This window comes from Bradyrhizobium australiense (assembly GCF_013114825.1).
Taxonomy (GTDB): Bacteria; Pseudomonadota; Alphaproteobacteria; order Rhizobiales; family Xanthobacteraceae; genus Bradyrhizobium; species Bradyrhizobium australiense.
The window spans coordinates 641,958-658,868 of record NZ_JAAVLX010000007.1; the positions used below are offsets into that span (position 1 = coordinate 641,958).

General features: G+C 62.7%; 13 protein-coding genes. 5 read left to right on the plus strand and 8 right to left on the minus strand.

Going from position 1 to position 16,911, the window contains the following annotated elements:
- Positions 1–92 precede the first annotated feature (92 nt).
- From HCN58_RS23660 to HCN58_RS23675, 4 genes are all read left to right on the plus strand, one after another.
- Complete coding sequence (locus tag HCN58_RS23660) at positions 93–449, plus strand: hypothetical protein (RefSeq protein WP_171581764.1); 357 nt, start codon at positions 93–95, stop codon at positions 447–449.
- 47 nt (positions 450–496) lie between these two features.
- The gene (locus tag HCN58_RS23665) at positions 497–2,107 is read left to right on the plus strand and encodes a hypothetical protein (protein WP_171581765.1); all 1,611 of its coding nucleotides are present in this window, start codon (positions 497–499) and stop codon (positions 2,105–2,107) included.
- A gap of 265 nt (positions 2,108–2,372) precedes the next feature.
- A complete protein-coding gene (locus tag HCN58_RS37170; RefSeq protein WP_171581766.1) occupies positions 2,373–4,256 on the plus strand; it encodes an ethylbenzene dehydrogenase-related protein in 1,884 nt (627 codons plus the stop codon).
- Complete coding sequence (locus HCN58_RS23675; RefSeq protein ID WP_171581767.1) at positions 4,257–5,345, plus strand: 2Fe-2S iron-sulfur cluster-binding protein; 1,089 nt, start codon at positions 4,257–4,259, stop codon at positions 5,343–5,345.
- 40 nt (positions 5,346–5,385) lie between these two features.
- On the opposite strand, the gene HCN58_RS23680 is transcribed toward HCN58_RS23675, so the two are convergent.
- From HCN58_RS23680 to HCN58_RS23695, 4 genes are all read right to left on the minus strand, one after another.
- The gene (locus tag HCN58_RS23680) at positions 5,386–6,192 is read right to left on the minus strand and encodes an MBL fold metallo-hydrolase (RefSeq protein WP_171581768.1); all 807 of its coding nucleotides are present in this window, start codon (positions 6,190–6,192) and stop codon (positions 5,386–5,388) included.
- Positions 6,193–6,261: 69 nt separating this feature from the next.
- On the minus strand, positions 6,262–7,884 hold the full coding sequence (gene ggt, locus HCN58_RS23685; protein ID WP_171581769.1) for a gamma-glutamyltransferase: 1,623 nt from the start codon (positions 7,882–7,884) through the stop codon (positions 6,262–6,264).
- Between the two features lie 26 nt (positions 7,885–7,910).
- A complete protein-coding gene (locus tag HCN58_RS23690; RefSeq protein WP_171581770.1) occupies positions 7,911–8,996 on the minus strand; it encodes a TRAP transporter substrate-binding protein in 1,086 nt (361 codons plus the stop codon).
- A gap of 46 nt (positions 8,997–9,042) precedes the next feature.
- Complete coding sequence (locus tag HCN58_RS23695; protein ID WP_171581771.1) at positions 9,043–11,019, minus strand: primary-amine oxidase; 1,977 nt, start codon at positions 11,017–11,019, stop codon at positions 9,043–9,045.
- A 143-nt stretch (positions 11,020–11,162) separates the two neighbouring features.
- Between HCN58_RS23695 and HCN58_RS23700 the strand changes: the two genes are divergently transcribed.
- A complete protein-coding gene (locus HCN58_RS23700) occupies positions 11,163–12,128 on the plus strand; it encodes a helix-turn-helix domain-containing protein (RefSeq protein WP_171581772.1) in 966 nt (321 codons plus the stop codon).
- Here HCN58_RS23700 and HCN58_RS23705 read toward each other — a convergent pair.
- From HCN58_RS23705 to HCN58_RS23720, 4 genes are all read right to left on the minus strand, one after another.
- Positions 12,125–13,141, minus strand: a complete 1,017-nt coding sequence (locus HCN58_RS23705; protein WP_171581773.1) for an NAD-dependent epimerase — start codon at positions 13,139–13,141, stop codon at positions 12,125–12,127. The genes HCN58_RS23700 and HCN58_RS23705 overlap by 4 nt on opposite strands.
- A gap of 43 nt (positions 13,142–13,184) precedes the next feature.
- On the minus strand, positions 13,185–14,504 hold the full coding sequence (locus HCN58_RS23710) for a UDP-glucose dehydrogenase family protein (RefSeq protein WP_171581774.1): 1,320 nt from the start codon (positions 14,502–14,504) through the stop codon (positions 13,185–13,187).
- A 63-nt stretch (positions 14,505–14,567) separates the two neighbouring features.
- Positions 14,568–15,356 (minus strand): FkbM family methyltransferase, encoded by a 789-nt coding sequence (locus HCN58_RS23715; protein WP_171581775.1) that lies wholly within the window; start codon positions 15,354–15,356, stop codon positions 14,568–14,570.
- An 88-nt stretch (positions 15,357–15,444) separates the two neighbouring features.
- Positions 15,445–16,878: a mannose-1-phosphate guanylyltransferase/mannose-6-phosphate isomerase gene (locus tag HCN58_RS23720; protein ID WP_171581861.1), complete on the minus strand. Its 1,434-nt coding sequence runs from the start codon at positions 16,876–16,878 to the stop codon at positions 15,445–15,447.
- Positions 16,879–16,911 lie beyond the last annotated feature (33 nt).

Below are 16,911 nucleotides of genomic sequence, written 5' to 3' on the forward strand. Positions count from 1 at the left end.
GCGCTGCCCGCGCTCGGTCCTGTGCCTGGCCCTGAGCGATACTCATTGAACTGCCCTTCGACCCGCTTGATCGGGTTTCCCTGCAGGTCTCCTTGACGGGCGATGCGGACCATTTTTCGGCAACAATGCGACGAATGCCGATTGTTCAAGTTCGCTCGTGGGTAGAACGGTGGCAAAGAGTTTTTTCAACGGACAATCTCCGCGCGTGCCGCCGGATAAGATCCGTCTCGGCAGAGTTGCCGCCCTTCGAATTCCTGCAATGCCCGAAAAAACGCCAGCGGATTGCTCTTTCACGCGCGCCTTATTGGCCGTTTTTCAGCAACGCACGCGTCACGGATTCGTCCGTCTATCACCTTGCTTCTGCGCTCAATGGTCGCGGTATCGGCCGAATGACGCCACGAACCTCGCTGATCCTTCATCGTGCGCACATCCTGCTCCCCGGCGAATGACTGCGCCCACACGTCAATAAATTCGGCTAAATAACAGGGGACGAACAATGGCCCATTTCGCTCACCGCGGACATCACCAGCACCACGTCAATCTCGATCCGCCAATCGATGAGGCCCCCAGCCCGCCGGTCGTGCCGGCTCCGCCGTCCACGACGCCGCCGGAGGAAATCCCTTCACCCGCCGAGACGCCATCACCTACGACCGCTCCGACCTTCTCCGACCTCGGCGCCACCTTCAATGACGCGACCCGGGCGCTGGTTGGCGGGCTGTGGCAAAACGTTGTCGAAGAAGGCGGCCAGGGGCTTGGCAGCGTCGGTCGCTATACGAGCGATCTCACCACAGTGCAGAACGGCCTGCTGGCCGAGGTCAATGCCGGGCAGTTTACCGGCGCGACACTCGGACATGTTCAGGCGATCCTGTCCGACATCAACACCGCGATTTCGGCGGCCAACGCCTCGGTGAACGGCGGCGGCACGTTCGGCAGCGTGGCTGCCGCAGAACAGGCGCTCCGCGCCAGCCATCTCGACATTATCAATAACGTCAAGACCGACCCTACCCTGACCGATTTGGCGACGCAGAACGGCGCAAACGGATTTGCGGAAGTGCCCAGGGCCCTTCCCGACGGGACCACGGCGGCCACCGCGCCACACGCCAATCTCGCGGAGATCGGCGCGATCTTCAATGATGCGGCCAATCAGATCCTTGGCGGCGTCAATGAGGGCAACAAGGCGCAGATCACCGATGACATCAATGCCGTTATCACCGACATGCAGGCGTTGATGACCACCAACCCGAACTTGTTCGGTGGGCTCACCGGAGTCCATGCCGACGCGATCGTGCGCCAGCTCCAGCTCGAACTCACCTACATCAACGAAGCCGGCATCAGCCCCGATGCCGGACGGGCCAGCAACGACAACATCCTCGACATCATCGACATCGTCCAGGGCGACACCAACCTTGCGAACATGGCGACGCAAGGCGGCATCAGCGGCTTCTCGCCATTCCCGGATGCCGCAAATCCGACACCGAAATACATTGATAACGAGGCGCAGACGGCGTTCTGGGCCAATTTCATTGCCCAGTCCAATTCGCTCGGGCAGCAGGCGATCAACCTCGTGGGCAGCCACGACACCCAGGCCATCGGCACGCTGATCACCGATCTCAGGACATTCGAGAAGAACGTCACCGACTTCGACGCGGCCCAGGGCGGCATCTTCGAGGCGAGATTCGACAATGAATTGCTCGGCGCGACTAGCACGCTCGGCGCGGAGGTCGACGCGATGATCAAGGGATTGCAGAGCGGCAATGCGGCGCTGGTCGCCGCCGCTGCGGACCAGATGCACGCCAACTCCGCCGATGTCGGCGGCAACAACATCCCCGTCACCGGCGGCACCTACAACCCGGATGGCTTGACGGTGGCCGAGGTGCTGGGGACGCCGGTTGCGGCGGCACCCGCAGCCGAAACGCCGGCCCCCACGGCCGCTACCGCAACCCCGGTCGTTCCGCAAGCGGACGCCGCCGCACAAGCGGCGGCAGCGCCTGTCGTCCATGATGCGCCGGCCGTGCTTGCTGCTCACGATGTCGTCACACCCACCGCAGATCATGACCATTCGGGCATGCCGGAACTGGCACATCACTTACATCACACCTGGGGATAGCGGCGCGCGGCGCGACCTCCGGCGCTCCCGATGTTCCGGGGACGCTGGAGGCTGATACATCAAAGCAAAAAGCGCGTTTGCCGGTGCGGCAGACGCGGCGGGCACAAAAGAGCTCTTCACCGGCCAGTGCCCGCAAAGAACAATCTTGGACGATGGCCTCAGCATCGGCTTTGGGGATCATCATTGGTACGGCAGCAACATCGGCGGCTAGCGGGAATCGGCGCCAACGGTTGCTGTTCGGGAAGTGAAGTAGCGGGGCGTATGCGTGAGGCAGCGTAAGACGGACTATGGGACCATCATTCTACACTGGACGTTCGTCGCAGCATTCGCCGTTGCGCTCGTCACGGGCTTGCGCATTGCGACGGAAACGCCCGACCGGACCTGGATTAACTGGTTCGATGCCGTATTGCCGCGCGACAGCGTATGGATCGCCCATATGCAGGCCGCGATCGTCCTGGTCGCCGTGGCGATCGGCTACGTCGTCTACATGCTCCGTTCCGGTCTCGGGCGCCGCGTTCAGCTCGACAAGGTTCGGCTGCGCGGATTGTTCGGCCGCGGACAGGCCAGGTTGAGCGCCGTAATCGCCCTGATGTATTGGGTTTTCTTCGTCACGATGTTCGGTTTGCTGGTCAGCGGCGGCGCCCTCTATTTCGGCTTCTACTCCGGTTACGACGTGGCGATGCTGCATTGGGTGGGGAGCTGGGTGATCCTCGCCTTTGTCGCCCTTCATGTTCTGACCCAATACAAAAACGGCGGCGTCTCGCAATTGCTGCGCATCTTTCGTCCCGGTCCGCTGCCGGCGCCGCCGCCGCGGCTCGATGCCGTCGAGCTCCTGGGGCTATTGGCCGAGCACTCGGCGCGCTTGCCGGATCCCGAAGGCCCGACCGTGCCGCCCGCGGTCTCATCGCATCCGCTGCAGCCGCGCACAGAGGCGCGCCGCGATCGGACGCATGAGCCGGATCCTGCGCCGCGATCCCATGCCGGGCCTTCGAGATCGCGAAACCCGACTCTGCAGGCCAATCCGTTCCTCGTGGCGGCCGCCGCTGCGATCACCGGCGCTTCGCTCCTCGTGGCGACCGATCGGCTGGCGGTGGATGGTGTTCAGATTCGCCGCATCAATCCCGCCGACGCGCCGATGCTCGACGGCGACACGTCCGATCGAGCCTGGCGCGGCATCAGGCCGTTCTCGCTATTGACGGGAGAAGGCGGAAATTTCGACGGCAAGGGCGAAGCCAGAATCGAGGTCCGCGCGGTGCATGACGGCGTCTATGCGTATTTCCTCTTCACCTGGGAGGATTCAACGCGCTCGCTGAAGCAGCTCCCACTCGTCAAGGAGACCGATGGGTGGCACCTGCTTCATTCCGGCTTTCAGGCTGGCGATGAGCATCAGTACAATGAAGACAAGTTTTCGGTGCTGCTGACCACGTCGGATGTCACGCTGGCCGGCGGCCGAACCTTTCATCCCGGGCCGCAGCCGGTCGCCGGCGCGCCCGCCACCATGAGCGGCCGCGGGCTGCATTACACGGCATCCGGCTATGCCGATGTCTGGCAGTGGAAAGCCACGAGCAGCGCGACCGGATGGATGGACGACGCCCATTTCGGTCCGCCGCTGGATCCGACCCCGATGCAGGCGGCAAACATCGTGCCGTACAAAGGCGGCTTCGCGCCCGATCCGGGAACGGCAAACCACCGCGACAATTTCAACGTCGAGGCCGACACGTCAGGCGGTCCGCGCCGCAGCCGGCTGATCGCTCCGCTGCGCCTGCCCAAAGTCGTCGCCGCGACGACGGACGCGATGGGGGATATCGACCTCGATCCCAACCATGGCGAAAGCGACGGCGCGCGCTGGTTCATGACCGAGCAGGATTCGGTGCCCTATTCGACCGATGTCGACGCCCGCATCCCGACGGGGACCGTGATCCCGGGCGTCATCGTGGGCGGCGAATTTTCAGGCGACCGCGCCGACATCAGATGTGCAGCCCGCTGGGCTTCCGGTCACTGGGCGCTCGAGGTGAAGCGCCGGCTCGACACCACGAGCCAGTTCGACGTGCCGATCAAAACCGGCATCTTCATGCGGGTCGCCGCTTTCGACCACAGCCAGATCAGACATACACGGCACGTCCGTCCTATTCGTATCGAGGTGGAATAAATGTCAAGTATTTGCAAAGTCACTGTTAACAACGAGCCGTATCTCGCCAATCGCGGCGAGCTTCTGCTCGACTGGGCGTTGATGAACGGGGTCGATCTTCCGCACGATTGCCGCTCCGGGATTTGCGGCGCCTGCCGCGTGCGGCTCGTCAACGGCCAGGTATTCGGCGGCCATAGCCACGGCGACGACATGATCCATGCCTGCCAGGCCCGAATCGTCTCCGATCTCGAAATTGCGATCGAGGCGGCGCCCGAGCCGGTGGCGCTGTCGGCGGAAGTTGCGCAGACCGTTCAGCTCGCACCGGATGTGGTCGGCGTCGACATCGAGCTGCCGAAGCCGCTCGATTACCTTCCCGGCCAGTACTGCAAGCTGCAGTTTCAGGGATTCCCGGCACGACCCTACAGCCCGACCTATCCGCTGGAAGGCCGTCCCCACGATCACATCCTGCACTTTCATATCCGAAAGGTCGCGGACGGGCTGGTATCCTCGGCACTCGGCCGCGACATTCGCGCCGGGCACCGCGTCAAGCTGTTGGGACCGTACGGCCGCGCCTTTTTCAGGCAAGGACATGCCGGGCGCGTCGTTCTCGTCGCGAGCGGCACCGGTTTTGCCCCGATGTGGTCGGTTGCGGTCGCCGCGATCATGGAGCAGCCGCAGCGCGAAATGGTCTTCGTGGTGGCGGCACGGAGCATCCGCTCGCTCTACATGCACGCGGCGCTGTGCCGACTGGCACTGTTTCCCAACGTCACGCTGATTCCGATGGTGTCGGAGCCACAAAATATCTCGCACGCCGTTCGCAGCGGCCGACCGACCGATCATCTGCCAAAGCTCACGCCGGACGACGTGGTCTATACCGCGGGCGCGCCGGCGATGACCGATGCCGTGGCGCGGATTGCGAAGGCTGCGGGCGCCCGATGCTACACCGACCCGTTCGTGCAGGAGGCGCGCACGGTGGAACAGGCAGGCCTGATGTCGCGCCTCACCGGCTGGCTCAGTGAGCCCAAAAGCGGATCCATCGTGCCGCAGCCGGCGCCCAAGGCGGCGTCGATGCCGCGAGGCGTAGCCGCGGTTGGCGCCGGCAACCGCTAGCCGGCCGAAACCAGGCACGGTCATGGATTGACCGGCCGTTTCAATCGGAGATCGCTGCGATATACCGCCGGACAGACATTTCGAACGCCGCCTTTGCGTTTTCGCTGATGTTGCGGCCCCACCACGCGCCAAAGATGCGGTCGAACGCCAGCGGCTCGACCGCGCGCGCAATCCGGCGCACCGATGTCGCGCTTTGTGGAATGTAGTTCGGATAGCTGTACATGAAGCTGAGCGAACGGCGATCGGCCGCCACCATGGCAACGTCGCCGGTAAGCAGCGCGCCCCGGCCGTTCGCGCCGGCGCGCCAGTGCATGATCGCGGCGCCTGGAAAATGCCCGCCGGCGCGCACCAGAACAATGTCATCGGAGAGCCGATGGCCGTCGCCGGTCCACGGCACGATGGCGGGATGCGGCCGCGTGACAAAATCGCGGTCGTCGCCGTGCAGATAGATCGGTATGCCCCCGAACGCCTCGCTCCAGTCGGCAACTGAGCCGTAGAAGTGTGGATGCGAGACAGCAATCGCCTTGAGGCCGCCAAGTGACCTGACGTGCTCCACCGCCTCATGCGTCACCAGCGGGATGCAATCCCACATCACGCAGCCATCGGCCTCGGGCACTAACACTGCGCGTTGTCCAATCGCATAAGTCGGCTCGACGCCTATTCCGGAAATGCCGAGATCATCGCGCCAGACAACCTTGTGGCGATTCACCAGCTCTTCGCGGGTGATCCATGTCTGACCCTTCCAGTTCACAAATTGCCGCTCGTCTTCGCAGATCAGGCACGCCGCCGGCGGCGCATCGCTGTCGGGAAACTGGGCACCACATTGCTCGCAGGTCCATAAGGGCATCGGCGTCACTCCAATCCGATGCAAGGATAGCGCAAGGCGAAAACGCCCGCCAATGGTCAGCGAGTTGCTCTAGTAACCGATCGCCGCGCCGTCGCTGCGCGGGTCGGAACCGCCGCTCAGCATGCCGTTGCGTCGGTCGATCGTGATGCCGTGCGCATGGCCGGCCATTTCGTTCCAGGCGCCCCAGCGGTTAATGGTATGGCCGCGCCGCGCGAGCGCGTCGATGGTATCTGCTCTAAACCGTCCCTCCATATGTAGCGTGTCGCGCGCCTCGCCGAGCGCGAAGCGGCCGGACAGGAATCGCGGCATCTCGATCGCTTCCTGGATGTCGAGACCGAAATCTATCATCGCCGCATAGAGCTGGTGCTGGATTTGCGGCTGGCCGTCCGCGCCCATGCAGCCGAGCACGCTCCAGAGCTTGCCATCGCGCTTGGCCATCGAGGCGATCAGCGTATGCAGCGGGATCTTGCCGGGTTCGAGGCGGTTGGGATGATTGCGATCCAGCGAGAAATACGCGCCGCGATTTTGCAGGATGACGCCAGTGTTTCCCGCAACCACGCAGGATCCGAATGCGCCATACAGGCTTTGAATCAGCGACGCCGAGTTGCCGTCGCGATCGACGGCAGCGACATAGACCGTGTCGCCGGACAGGGTGCCATAGGACGGCACCATGTCCCATTTCAATGCCGATCTCCCGTCGATCAGCCGGCCGCGCAGGTCCGCATATTCCTTCGATATCAGCCGCTCGACCGGCACGTCGGCAAACGAGGGATCGGCGAGCATCTGATCGCGGTCGTGATAGGCGATCTGCTTGGCCTGCACCAGCAGATGGACGTGGTCAGGCCCGAGGAAATCCTTCCGGTGCAGTTCGTGCGGCTCGACGAGGTTGAGCATTTCGAGCACGGTAAAACCCTGCGTCGGCGGGGGCGTATTGAAGAGGGTGACGTCGCGGTAGCGGCCGACAAGCGGCGCGCCCCAGATGGCTTTTTGCCGGTCGAAATCGCCGAGCCGAAACAGGCCGCCGTTTTCTTCCGAAAAGCGCGCCATTTCGGCAGCGATATTCCCTTGATAGAAGCTGGACCATCCATTATCCGCAATCGACTGCAGCGTGCGGGCAAGGTTTTCGTTGGTCAGCTTCGCTCCCGGCCGCGCTGCCGCCCCTTCCGGAAAGAACAGCGTAGCAGCTTCGCGATCCCCAAGCAGATCATCGCGCATCATCTCGATGAAGCTGGCGAGGCGGCCGGTGACAGGAAAGCCGTCACGGGCATAGCCGATGGCGCTCTCGAGAACGCGCCGCAGGGGCAATCGCCCATGGACATCGTGCGCCTCGATCCAGCTCGCCACCGCGCCGGGCACCGTGAGCGTCGCCGGCAAAATTCCCTGCAGCGGGATTTCCTTCCATCCTCGCTGCTCGATCGACGAAATCGTGGCAGCGGCAGCCGCCTTGCCGCCGCCATTAAGGTGGCGGATCTCGCCACTGGCGCCGTCGTGAATGAGCCAGAAGGCGTCGCCGCCGAGACCTGTCATGTGCGGATAGACGACCGCGAGCACGGCACTCGTCGCAATCGCGGCATCGATGGCGGAGCCGCCCGCGCGGAGCACGTCGAGGCCGGCCGCTGAGGCGAGCGAATGCGGCGACGTCACCATGCCCTTTGACGCCAGCGTGACCGGCCGGCCGGTGCGGATGTCCAATTCAAGCTCCCGAAGCTACCGAGCCGTCAGGCGCGGATCCGCCTGATCATGTAGTTGTCGTAGGTAGCCTCGCAGACCTGATGCCACTGATACTGTTCGTTGCGGAACGCGATCGTCGATTCGTACAATGCCTTGAACTTCAGGTTCTTGGCCGAGACCTCGGCAAAGAGCTCGTTCGTCGCCTTGAAAGACGCATCCAGGATGTCGTTGGAGAACGGCCTCAATTGCGCCCCGGCCGCAACCAGGCGCTTGATAGCGGACGCGTTGCGCGCGTCATATTTGGCCGTGAGGTCGGCCGCAACGTGCCCCGCTGCAATCGTCACCATGTTCTGATAGACCTTGGGCAGCTCGGCCCATTTCGCGCTGTTGACGTAGAGGAAGCCGTTCGCGCATCCTTCCCACCAGCCGGGGTAGTAATAATACGGCGCGACCTTGAGGAAGCCGAGCTTTTCGTCGTCATACGGACCGATCCACTCGGCGGCGTCGATCGTGCCTTTTTCCAGCGCCGGATAGATATCGCCCGGCGGAATCTGCTGTGGCACGACGCCGAGCCGGCTCAACACCTGCCCCGCCACGCCGCCGACGCGGAATTTGAGGCCCTTGAGATCGTCGAGCGTCTTGATCTCCTTTCGGAACCAACCGCCCATCTGCGCGGTGGTATTGCCGAACGGGAAGCCCAGGATGCCGAACGTTCCGTAGAGCTCGTTGAGCATTTCGAGGCCGCCGCCATAGGTGAGCCAGGCGTTCATCTGGCGCGTATTGAGGCCGAACGGAACGGCGGTACCGAAGGCGAACGCCAGGTCCTTGCCGATATAGTAGTAGGAGGCGCTATTTCCCATCTCGACCGTGTTGTTCGCCACCGCATCGAACACCTGAAACGCCGGCACGATCTCGCCAGGGCCGAACACGCCGATCTGGAATTTCTGGTCAGAAAGATCGGCAACCGCTTTCGCGAACATCTCGCAAGCGCCATAGAGGGTATCGAGACTCTTGGGAAATGAGGTGGCGAGGCGCCAGCGCAAGGCGGGCGTGGATTGGGCGATGGCGGGCGCGGCGACGGCGGTGGAGGCAACAGCGGCGCCGGCGGCCTTGAGGAGCTTCCTGCGATTCATGGTCAGTCTCCTTGCTTAATGAAAGAAAAAGCGAACGCGCGGATCGTCAGCCGCAGCACGTGTCCTTGTCGCGGTTATCGCGGCTGGCCACGTTGCGGTCGGGCGGCAGATCCATCGCCGGGTTCTCCGCAAAGAAGCCGTTCGGCTTCAGTGTGAAGCCGACATATTCGACCGGCATCACCGGAAAATCCTCGGGCCGGCAGACATGCGTCGCCCCAAAACTGTGCCAGACCACGATATCCTGGTTTTCGATCCCGCGGTTCTGGGCAACATATTTCGGCAGGCCATCGCCACCGGCATGCTGGTTCGGAAACTCGCCGCTCGCGTAACGCTCGTCGGGCGCATAGCGCGTCACCCAGATATGCTTGGTGGCAAATCCGCCGCGCGAGGTCATGTAGCAGCCCTCCTGCGCCAGCATCGCTGGCGCACTGTGCGCTATCAGCTTATACGCTGTCGGATCGCCGACGCTATTCTTTCTGTTGGGATTGCTGATCTTCCAGTAGCGCCCGGTCCGGCCGTCGGCCTCACGGGCCGCGTCGCGCTCGCGCGAGAGCGTTCGGGCCGTAACATCGAACACGTTGCCGTATGGATTGTCCGTTCCCCACGGCCGTGGGCGGAACTCGTGTTCGGTAACCGTGTTGCCTTCGCCGTCGAGCATCATGTGCAGGCGCGCGTTGAAGAAGTGCTGATGGGTCGGGCCACCCAAATTTTCGGCGACCATGCCGCCCCACGGGTATTCCTTGCCCGCAGCAATCGCGGCGGTCTGGATGATCCCGGTCAGCTTGACTTCGAGCTGGATCGTGCCGCCCTGGTAGAAGTACCAGAAGAAACCGTAGTCGTAGTTTCCGACGGTCGTGAAGAACGAGATCACGAGGCGGCGCGATCGGCGCACCTCGAACGTCTCGTTTCGGAATTCATAATGCTTCCAGAGGATCCCGTAATCCTCTTCATGCAGGCAGATCGCGTTCTTCATGATGCTGGGCTGGCCGTAATCGTCGGCGACCGGCACGTCGAAATAATGAATGTGGCCGAGGCAATCGCAGCCAAGTTCGAGCGCGTTGGCAAGCTTGCCCAGTCCATACTCGCCGGCATCGAAGGCGCATTTCCAGAAATGGTTGGCGGTCGGATCGGCATAGGGCACGATCATGTCGGTGACGCTGGCGCGGTAGATGATCGGCCGCTCCTGCGCACCGTCGCGAAATGAGATCTGGTGCAGCACGAGACCCTCGCGCGCGGTCCAGCCGACGCGGAACGACCAGTTCTGCCAACCGACCTTCCAGCCCTCGACCGTAAAGCTCGGGCCGTCCTTCTGCACGACATCGAGCGGCTTTAAGTCCTTGCGCGTGTGCGGGATCGATGCCCGGTCGTAGTTGCGTGACTTCTTCGGAATCGGGATAACGTCAGGCTCGTCGACCAGATGGACGATCCGGTTCTCGATCAGGTCGACCAGCGCGACCACGCCTTCGATCGGGTGCGCATAACCATTGTCCTTGAGATCCCGACGCCAATAGGACACCGCGCTGACGAGCCGTCGGCCCTTCTCCACCTCGCGGTCGAAATAGCCGGCCGAGAACGGGTCGACCTGAACCAGCTCGATGTGCTTATCATCAAGGCCGCGCCGCTTCAGCGCACGCCGCCAGTCCGCATCGGCCTTGACGATATCGCCGACCTTGAACACCTCCTCGATGGTGATCGGCGGCTGGCCGTAAGGATGGGCCTTGGTCGAATACTCCCGCCACGCGGTCACCGACTTCGATGCGAGGTCCACGGTGGCGACATGCGTCGCGCCGGTTTTGCAGTCGAACAGGGTGGCGGCGGCCCGCCGTGGCAGCTCAACGCCCGGCTCCCAGCCGAGGACGTCGGACTTGGCCGGCTCTTCGAGCTGCACATGGGTAAATCGCGTATCGGGGCCGAGCTTCTTGACGCTCTGCAATATTTCGGACGCCAGCGCGACCTCAGCCTCGCTGAGAGGATCGAGCGGATGACCGGCATGCGCCAGGACGGAAGGTTTTGTGCGTGTCATATCGGACCGAATGGATGGGGTTCAGATCTAGGCTAGGCGGGCCTGACCCGGGCGTCTTGAATGAGACTGCCATGTCTGCCCTTGCCAGACCCACCGGTCATGAGCGACGCTGCGGCGCCACACACCGGAACCCAGCTTGCGCGATGCCGATCAGCGTCTCCACCGACCCGATCCGTCCGACCGAACGCCGGGCCTATTGGACAGAAGCGATCTGCCGGTCTTTCGCCAATATCGAGACCAAGCCGCTCGGCTCCGCAACCGTCAGCGGTCATTTCGAATTTGTCGAGATCGGCGGGGCGAAGCTCGTTCGCTTCGACAGCAGCCCGCAATGCTACACCCGCGACGCCAGGCTGGTGAGCCGGGCCGGTTCGGACGAATTCATGTTCGATTTTCAGCAGCGCGGGCGCAGCGCGATGGTGCAGGCCGGCAACGAAGGCACGATCGATCCCGGATATGGCGTGCTCTATGATGCACGGCGTCCGTTCGAGGATCGGCTGTTTGGCCCCGAACAGCGCGCGGAACTGCTGATCGCGACCGTCCCCGCCGCGTCGCTGTTGCGGTCCGTTCCTGGCGCAGAGCGATTGTGCGCAAAGCCTGTGCCGCTGTCCGGGACGGTTGCGCGTTCGATTGCCGCGAAGGTTCGCAACACGATTTCCGCGTCCGATGCGCCAGGGCAACAAGATGAGCCCGACATCGTCGCCTATTTGTCGGCCCTGCTGCGTCTCGCCGCAGGCGCCAGCCATGAACTGTCCCGGCCCGACCTGTTCCGCCTGATCGACACTTATCTGAGAGCCAATATCGCCGCTGTCCGGCCGGTGCCGTCGCTCGCCGCCGAATTCGGCATTTCGGAGCGGACGTTTCATCGCATCTTCGCCGATCGCAACACCACGTTCGAGCGTCATGTCCTGCATCTGCGTGTCGAGCTGTTCAAAGACCTGCTGCGGCAGCCTTCGCTGGCAAACGTTTCGATCGCCAGCGTCGCGCACCAGTGCGGCTTCGCCGACGCCGCCCATGCCACGCGAACGTTCAAGGACAGGTTCGGCGCCACGCCACGAGACTTTCGCGCAAGCGCGCCAGCGCGGCCGGAGCCGAGAACAGCGCGCGACTAAGCCGCGCAATAGCTGCGATACCAGGCTGCGAACCTTTGAATGCCATCCTCGATCGGGGTTGCCGGGCGAAAGCCCACATCGCGCACGAGGTCATCGACGTCGGCATAGGTGGTCGGCACGTCGCCCGGCTGCATCGGCAACAGTTCCTTGTTGGCCTTGCGCCCCAGCTCACGCTCAAGGATATCAAGCACCAGCAGCAGCTCCTGCGGCTTGTTGTTGCCGACATTGTAGATCCGCCAGGGAGCGACGCTCGATCCCGGGTCCGGAGCGCCGCCCAACCCATGCTGCCCACCTTGCGGCGCACGATCGATCAGGCGAACCAGCGCTTCGGTCACGTCGTCGATATAGGTGAAGTCGCGAAGCATCCGCCCGGCGTTGAACAACTTGACCGGATTGCCGCGGACAATCGCGTCCGCAAATACGAACAGCGCCATGTCGGGCCGATACCACGGGCCGTACACCGTGAAGAACCGCAAACCCGTGCAGGGGATACCGTAAAGATGGCTGTAGGAATGAGCCATCAATTCGTTGGCCTTCTTGCTCGCGGCATAGAGACTGATCGGATGATCGACATTGTCATGTACCGAGAACGGCAACTTCCTGTTGGCCCCGTAGACAGACGACGAGGATGCGAACAACAAATGACGACAGCCATTGTGCCGGCATCCCTCCAGAACATTGGTGAAGCCGACCAGATTGGCATCGACATAGGCGTGCGGATCCTGAAGCGAGTACCGCACGCCTGCTTGCGCGGCCAGATGGATGACGACGGGAAACCGATGGCGCTCAAACAGCGCCGGTATCGCGACGCGATCCGCCACGTTCAGTTCTTCAAACTGAAAACGCGGATCGTTGCGCAAGATGGCGAGCCGGGCCGCCTTCAGTTGCGGATCGTAATATGAATTGAGGTTGTCGAGCCCGACCACGTGATGGCCCAACTGCAGCAACCGCTGCGCCACGTGAAATCCGATGAAGCCCGCGGCTCCCGTTACCAGAATTGATTGATCCGGCATCATGCGTGCATCCTCCAGCCGATGTTATGAAGGCTCATACTTGTCAGTACGCCACCGATTTCGGCCGCCCCACGCCGCAGTACAGAAAGCCGTTCCGCTCCACCTCCTCCGAAGAGTAGACGTTGCGCAGATCGACGATGACGGGGCAGGCCATGATGGTGGACAATTCCTTGAGATCGAGTGCCCGGAACTGCTCCCATTCCGTGACGATGACGAGCGCGTGGCATCCCTTGGCGCATCGGTAGGCGTTGTCGCAGAAGGTGACGTTTTCGAACACTTTTTTCGCCTGCTCCATGCCGACGGGATCGAAGACGCGGACCTCGGCTCCCATGTCCTGCAGCGCCGTGATCAGCGGAATCGACGGCGCGTCGCGCATATCGTCGGTGTCGGGCTTGAACGTCACGCCAAGCACCGCAATGGATTTGCCCCTGATATTGCCGCCGAACGCGTTCGCCACCTTGCGCGCCATCGCCCGCTTGCGCTGGTCGTTGACGGCGACCACCGTTTCCACGATCCGCACCGGCGCTTCATAATCCTGGCCCGTCTTGATCAGGGCCATCGCGTCCTTTGGAAAGCAGGAGCCGCCGAAGCCCGGCCCGGCGTGCAGGAATTTCTGGCCGATCCGGTTGTCGAGTCCGATTCCGCGCGCGACTTCCTGCACATTGGCACCGACCTTTTCTGCAAGATCCGCGATCTCGTTAATGAAGGCGATCTTGGTGGCGAGAAAGGAGTTGGCGGCATATTTCGTCAGTTCGGCGGTGCGGCGGTCGGTATAGAGGATCGGCGATGCGTTGAGGTGAAGCGGCCGGTACACCTCGGCCATGACGCTGCGGGCGCGCGCGTCGTCCGTTCCGATGACGATCCGGTCGGGATGCTTGAAGTCGCGGATCGCCGCCCCTTCGCGCAGGAATTCGGGATTGGAGACGACGGCAACTTTGGCGTCGGGATTCTCTTCGCGGATGATGCGCTCGACCTCGTCGCCGGTCCCGACCGGAACCGTCGATTTGGTGACCACCACCGCCTGCTCGGGCAGCACGCCCGCGATCTCGCGCGCCGCCGCATAGACATAGGAGAGATCGGCATGGCCATCGCCGCGGCGCGATGGCGTGCCTACCGCGATGAACACCACTTCCGCTTCGCCGACCGCTGATTTCAGGTCACTCGCAAAGGAAAGACGGCCCTGGCCAACATTTCGCGCCACCAATTCGGCCAGTCCGGGCTCGTGAATCGGCATCTCTCCCTTGTTGAGGCTCGCAACTTTCTCCGCATTGCTGTCCATACAGACGACCTGATGCCCAAAATCGGAAAAGCACGCCCCTGACACCAGCCCGACATAGCCGGCGCCAATCATTGTAATATGCATTACGGTTCCTGTCTGAAAGCCGCGCGAAGGCCGCGCCGGCGCGATTGGCGGTGAAACGACGAGCTAGCTGCTCAATATCGATTCACCGTCGAGATGACGGGGAAAGAAAAAGAAGTTGTTGACGTAGAACTGTCCGTCCTTGCGGCCGCCGTCCGGCCGCAGCGCATCGGCGTCCTGAAGCCTGCGGGAATCGAACTGTTCCACTCCGATCACGTCGTTGTCCTTCAGGAAGAACCCCCGATAGGATTTATTCCGGAAGAATTCGAACACCAGGCGCGTCGCCTCGGCGCGGTGACGATCCTCCGCCTCTACCAGGAATATCGGCTGGCAGCGCTCCAGAAGCTCGACGGCGCCGTTCAGCACGTTCAGCTCGTGGCCTTCGACATCGATCTTCACGAACGCCACGTCCTGGTCGATGACCGCGTCGAGCCGCGCGATCGGCACATGGGCGGAAACGAGTCTCGCCGATGAATCGTTTCGCGCCTCCAGCGAGGCAAGGCCATATACTAATCCATCATCGCCTTGCGGAATGAACAGCTCGGCGTCGCCGTCATGATCCGACAGTGCGACCTCGTGGACACTCACATTGCGCGCCGAAGTTCGGCGCAACAGTCTGGCCATCTGCTGCGACGGCTCGAAGGCATGAACCTGCCGGGAAAGGCGCGCCAGCCGCCGCGTGTAGAGGCCGCAGTTTGCGCCGACGTCGACCGTCACCGCGTCATCGGGAATGACCTTGTCGAGATAAGATAGTTCCCGCTCCGCCGATTTGGGCCGCTTCATGAAATGCCAGTGCAGCCATATCGAGGGAAACGCATCCTTCACCAGCTCCTTGACGTGTTGCTTTGCGTTCATTGCCGCTTCCCTTCGTGTCGCGCGCGCACGCCTCGCTGCGGCGTGCGTTGTCCCCGATGCGGATGTTGCCCTCCCATCCGGCCGCGCCTCAAACGCGGTCATAGATATCCTGCACACGAACGATATCGTCTTCCCCGAGATACGTTCCCGACTGGACCTCGATCAGGTTAAGAGGAACCTTTCCGGGATTCTCCAAACGATGCATGCATCCCAAGGGGACGAAAATCGACTCGTTCTCTCGCAGCAGGATTTCCTCGTCATCGCGCGTGACTATCGCGGTGCCGTTCACCACGACCCAATGTTCAGCGCGATGATAATGCTTTTGCAAAGATAGCTTGGCGCCGGGATTAACGGTGATGCGCTTGACCTGGAACCGCTCCCCGGCATGGATCGACTGATAATAGCCCCAGGGACGATGGACGCTGTGGGTCTGGGTCGCGGAGCGATGGCCGTTTGCCTTCAGGCGCTCGACCAGTTTTCCGACATCCTGGTCGCGCTTGCGGCTGGTCACCAGCACGACATCCGGCGACGTAGCGATGACGAGGTCCTCGACCCCGAGCGCCGCGACCAGTTGCCCGTCGCCCCGCACGTAGCAACCCGAAGCGTCTTCCACTACCGCATCGCCAATCACGACATTGCCCGACGAATCCTTCTCCGCCATCGACCACAAGGCCGACCAGCTCCCGACATCGCTCCAGTCGAACGTGGCGGGAACGACCACCGCATTGTCGGTCTTCTCCATGATCGCGTAGTCCATCGAGATCGATGGGCATGTTTCGAACGCGCCTTCCTCGAGGCGAAGAAAATCGAGATCGCGGGTTGCGCCCATCAGCGCCTTGCGACAGGCGGCGAGCACCTCCGGCGCGCGGTGTGCTAATTCATCAATTAACTGGCGCGCCGGCAGCAGAAATATCCCGCTGTTCCAGACATGCTCGTCGCAGGCCAAAAGGCGCTCGACCGTCACCAGGTCCGGCTTCTCGACGAAGCTGGCAACGTTGCGAATGGGAGAAGCGGCATCCAGCTCATCGCCCATCCGGATATAGCCGAATCCGGTCGCTGCCGACGAAGGCCGCACGCCGAACAGGACGAATCGGCCGTAGCGCGCGGCCGTGATGCCCGTCGATATGGCGGCACGAAATGCGGCGTGGTCGCGCACCCAGTGATCGACCGGCATTGCCAGCATCACGGCATCGGGATCGGCTTCGCTGGCGAGCAGCGCCGCAACCGCAATTGCGGGAGCTGTGTTTCTTCCGAACGGCTCGAGCACGATGTGCGGACTGTTGACGCCGACCGCGCGCAACTGCTCGCCGATCGCAAAGCGATGCTCGGCGTTTGCGATCACCATCGGATCGGTGAACAGCGAGCGATCGCCGACCCGCAGCGCCGTTTGCTGCAGCAAGGTGTTCTCGCCGAGCAGCGAGAGCAATTGTTTGGGGTAGGTTTCGCGGGAAAGCGGCCACAGCCGCGAGCCGGCGCCGCCGGACAGGAGAACGGGTACGATACGGCCGCGCGGCTCGATCATCGACATTGCATGTCCTTGGATGTTGCGACGTTG

Coding starts and splice junctions, on each gene's coding strand:
- HCN58_RS23665 (WP_171581765.1), top strand. CDS start 497: ATGGCCCATTTCGCTCACCGCGGACATCACCAGCACCACGTCAATCTC.
- HCN58_RS23675 (WP_171581767.1), top strand. CDS start 4,257: ATGTCAAGTATTTGCAAAGTCACTGTTAACAACGAGCCGTATCTCGCC.
- HCN58_RS23680 (WP_171581768.1), bottom strand. CDS start 6,192: ATGCCCTTATGGACCTGCGAGCAATGTGGTGCCCAGTTTCCCGACAGC.
- HCN58_RS23690 (WP_171581770.1), bottom strand. CDS start 8,996: ATGAATCGCAGGAAGCTCCTCAAGGCCGCCGGCGCCGCTGTTGCCTCC.
- HCN58_RS23695 (WP_171581771.1), bottom strand. CDS start 11,019: ATGACACGCACAAAACCTTCCGTCCTGGCGCATGCCGGTCATCCGCTC.
- HCN58_RS23700 (WP_171581772.1), top strand. CDS start 11,163: ATGCCGATCAGCGTCTCCACCGACCCGATCCGTCCGACCGAACGCCGG.
- HCN58_RS23705 (WP_171581773.1), bottom strand. CDS start 13,141: ATGCCGGATCAATCAATTCTGGTAACGGGAGCCGCGGGCTTCATCGGA.
- HCN58_RS23710 (WP_171581774.1), bottom strand. CDS start 14,504: ATGCATATTACAATGATTGGCGCCGGCTATGTCGGGCTGGTGTCAGGG.
- HCN58_RS23715 (WP_171581775.1), bottom strand. CDS start 15,356: ATGAACGCAAAGCAACACGTCAAGGAGCTGGTGAAGGATGCGTTTCCC.
- HCN58_RS23720 (WP_171581861.1), bottom strand. CDS start 16,878: ATGATCGAGCCGCGCGGCCGTATCGTACCCGTTCTCCTGTCCGGCGGC.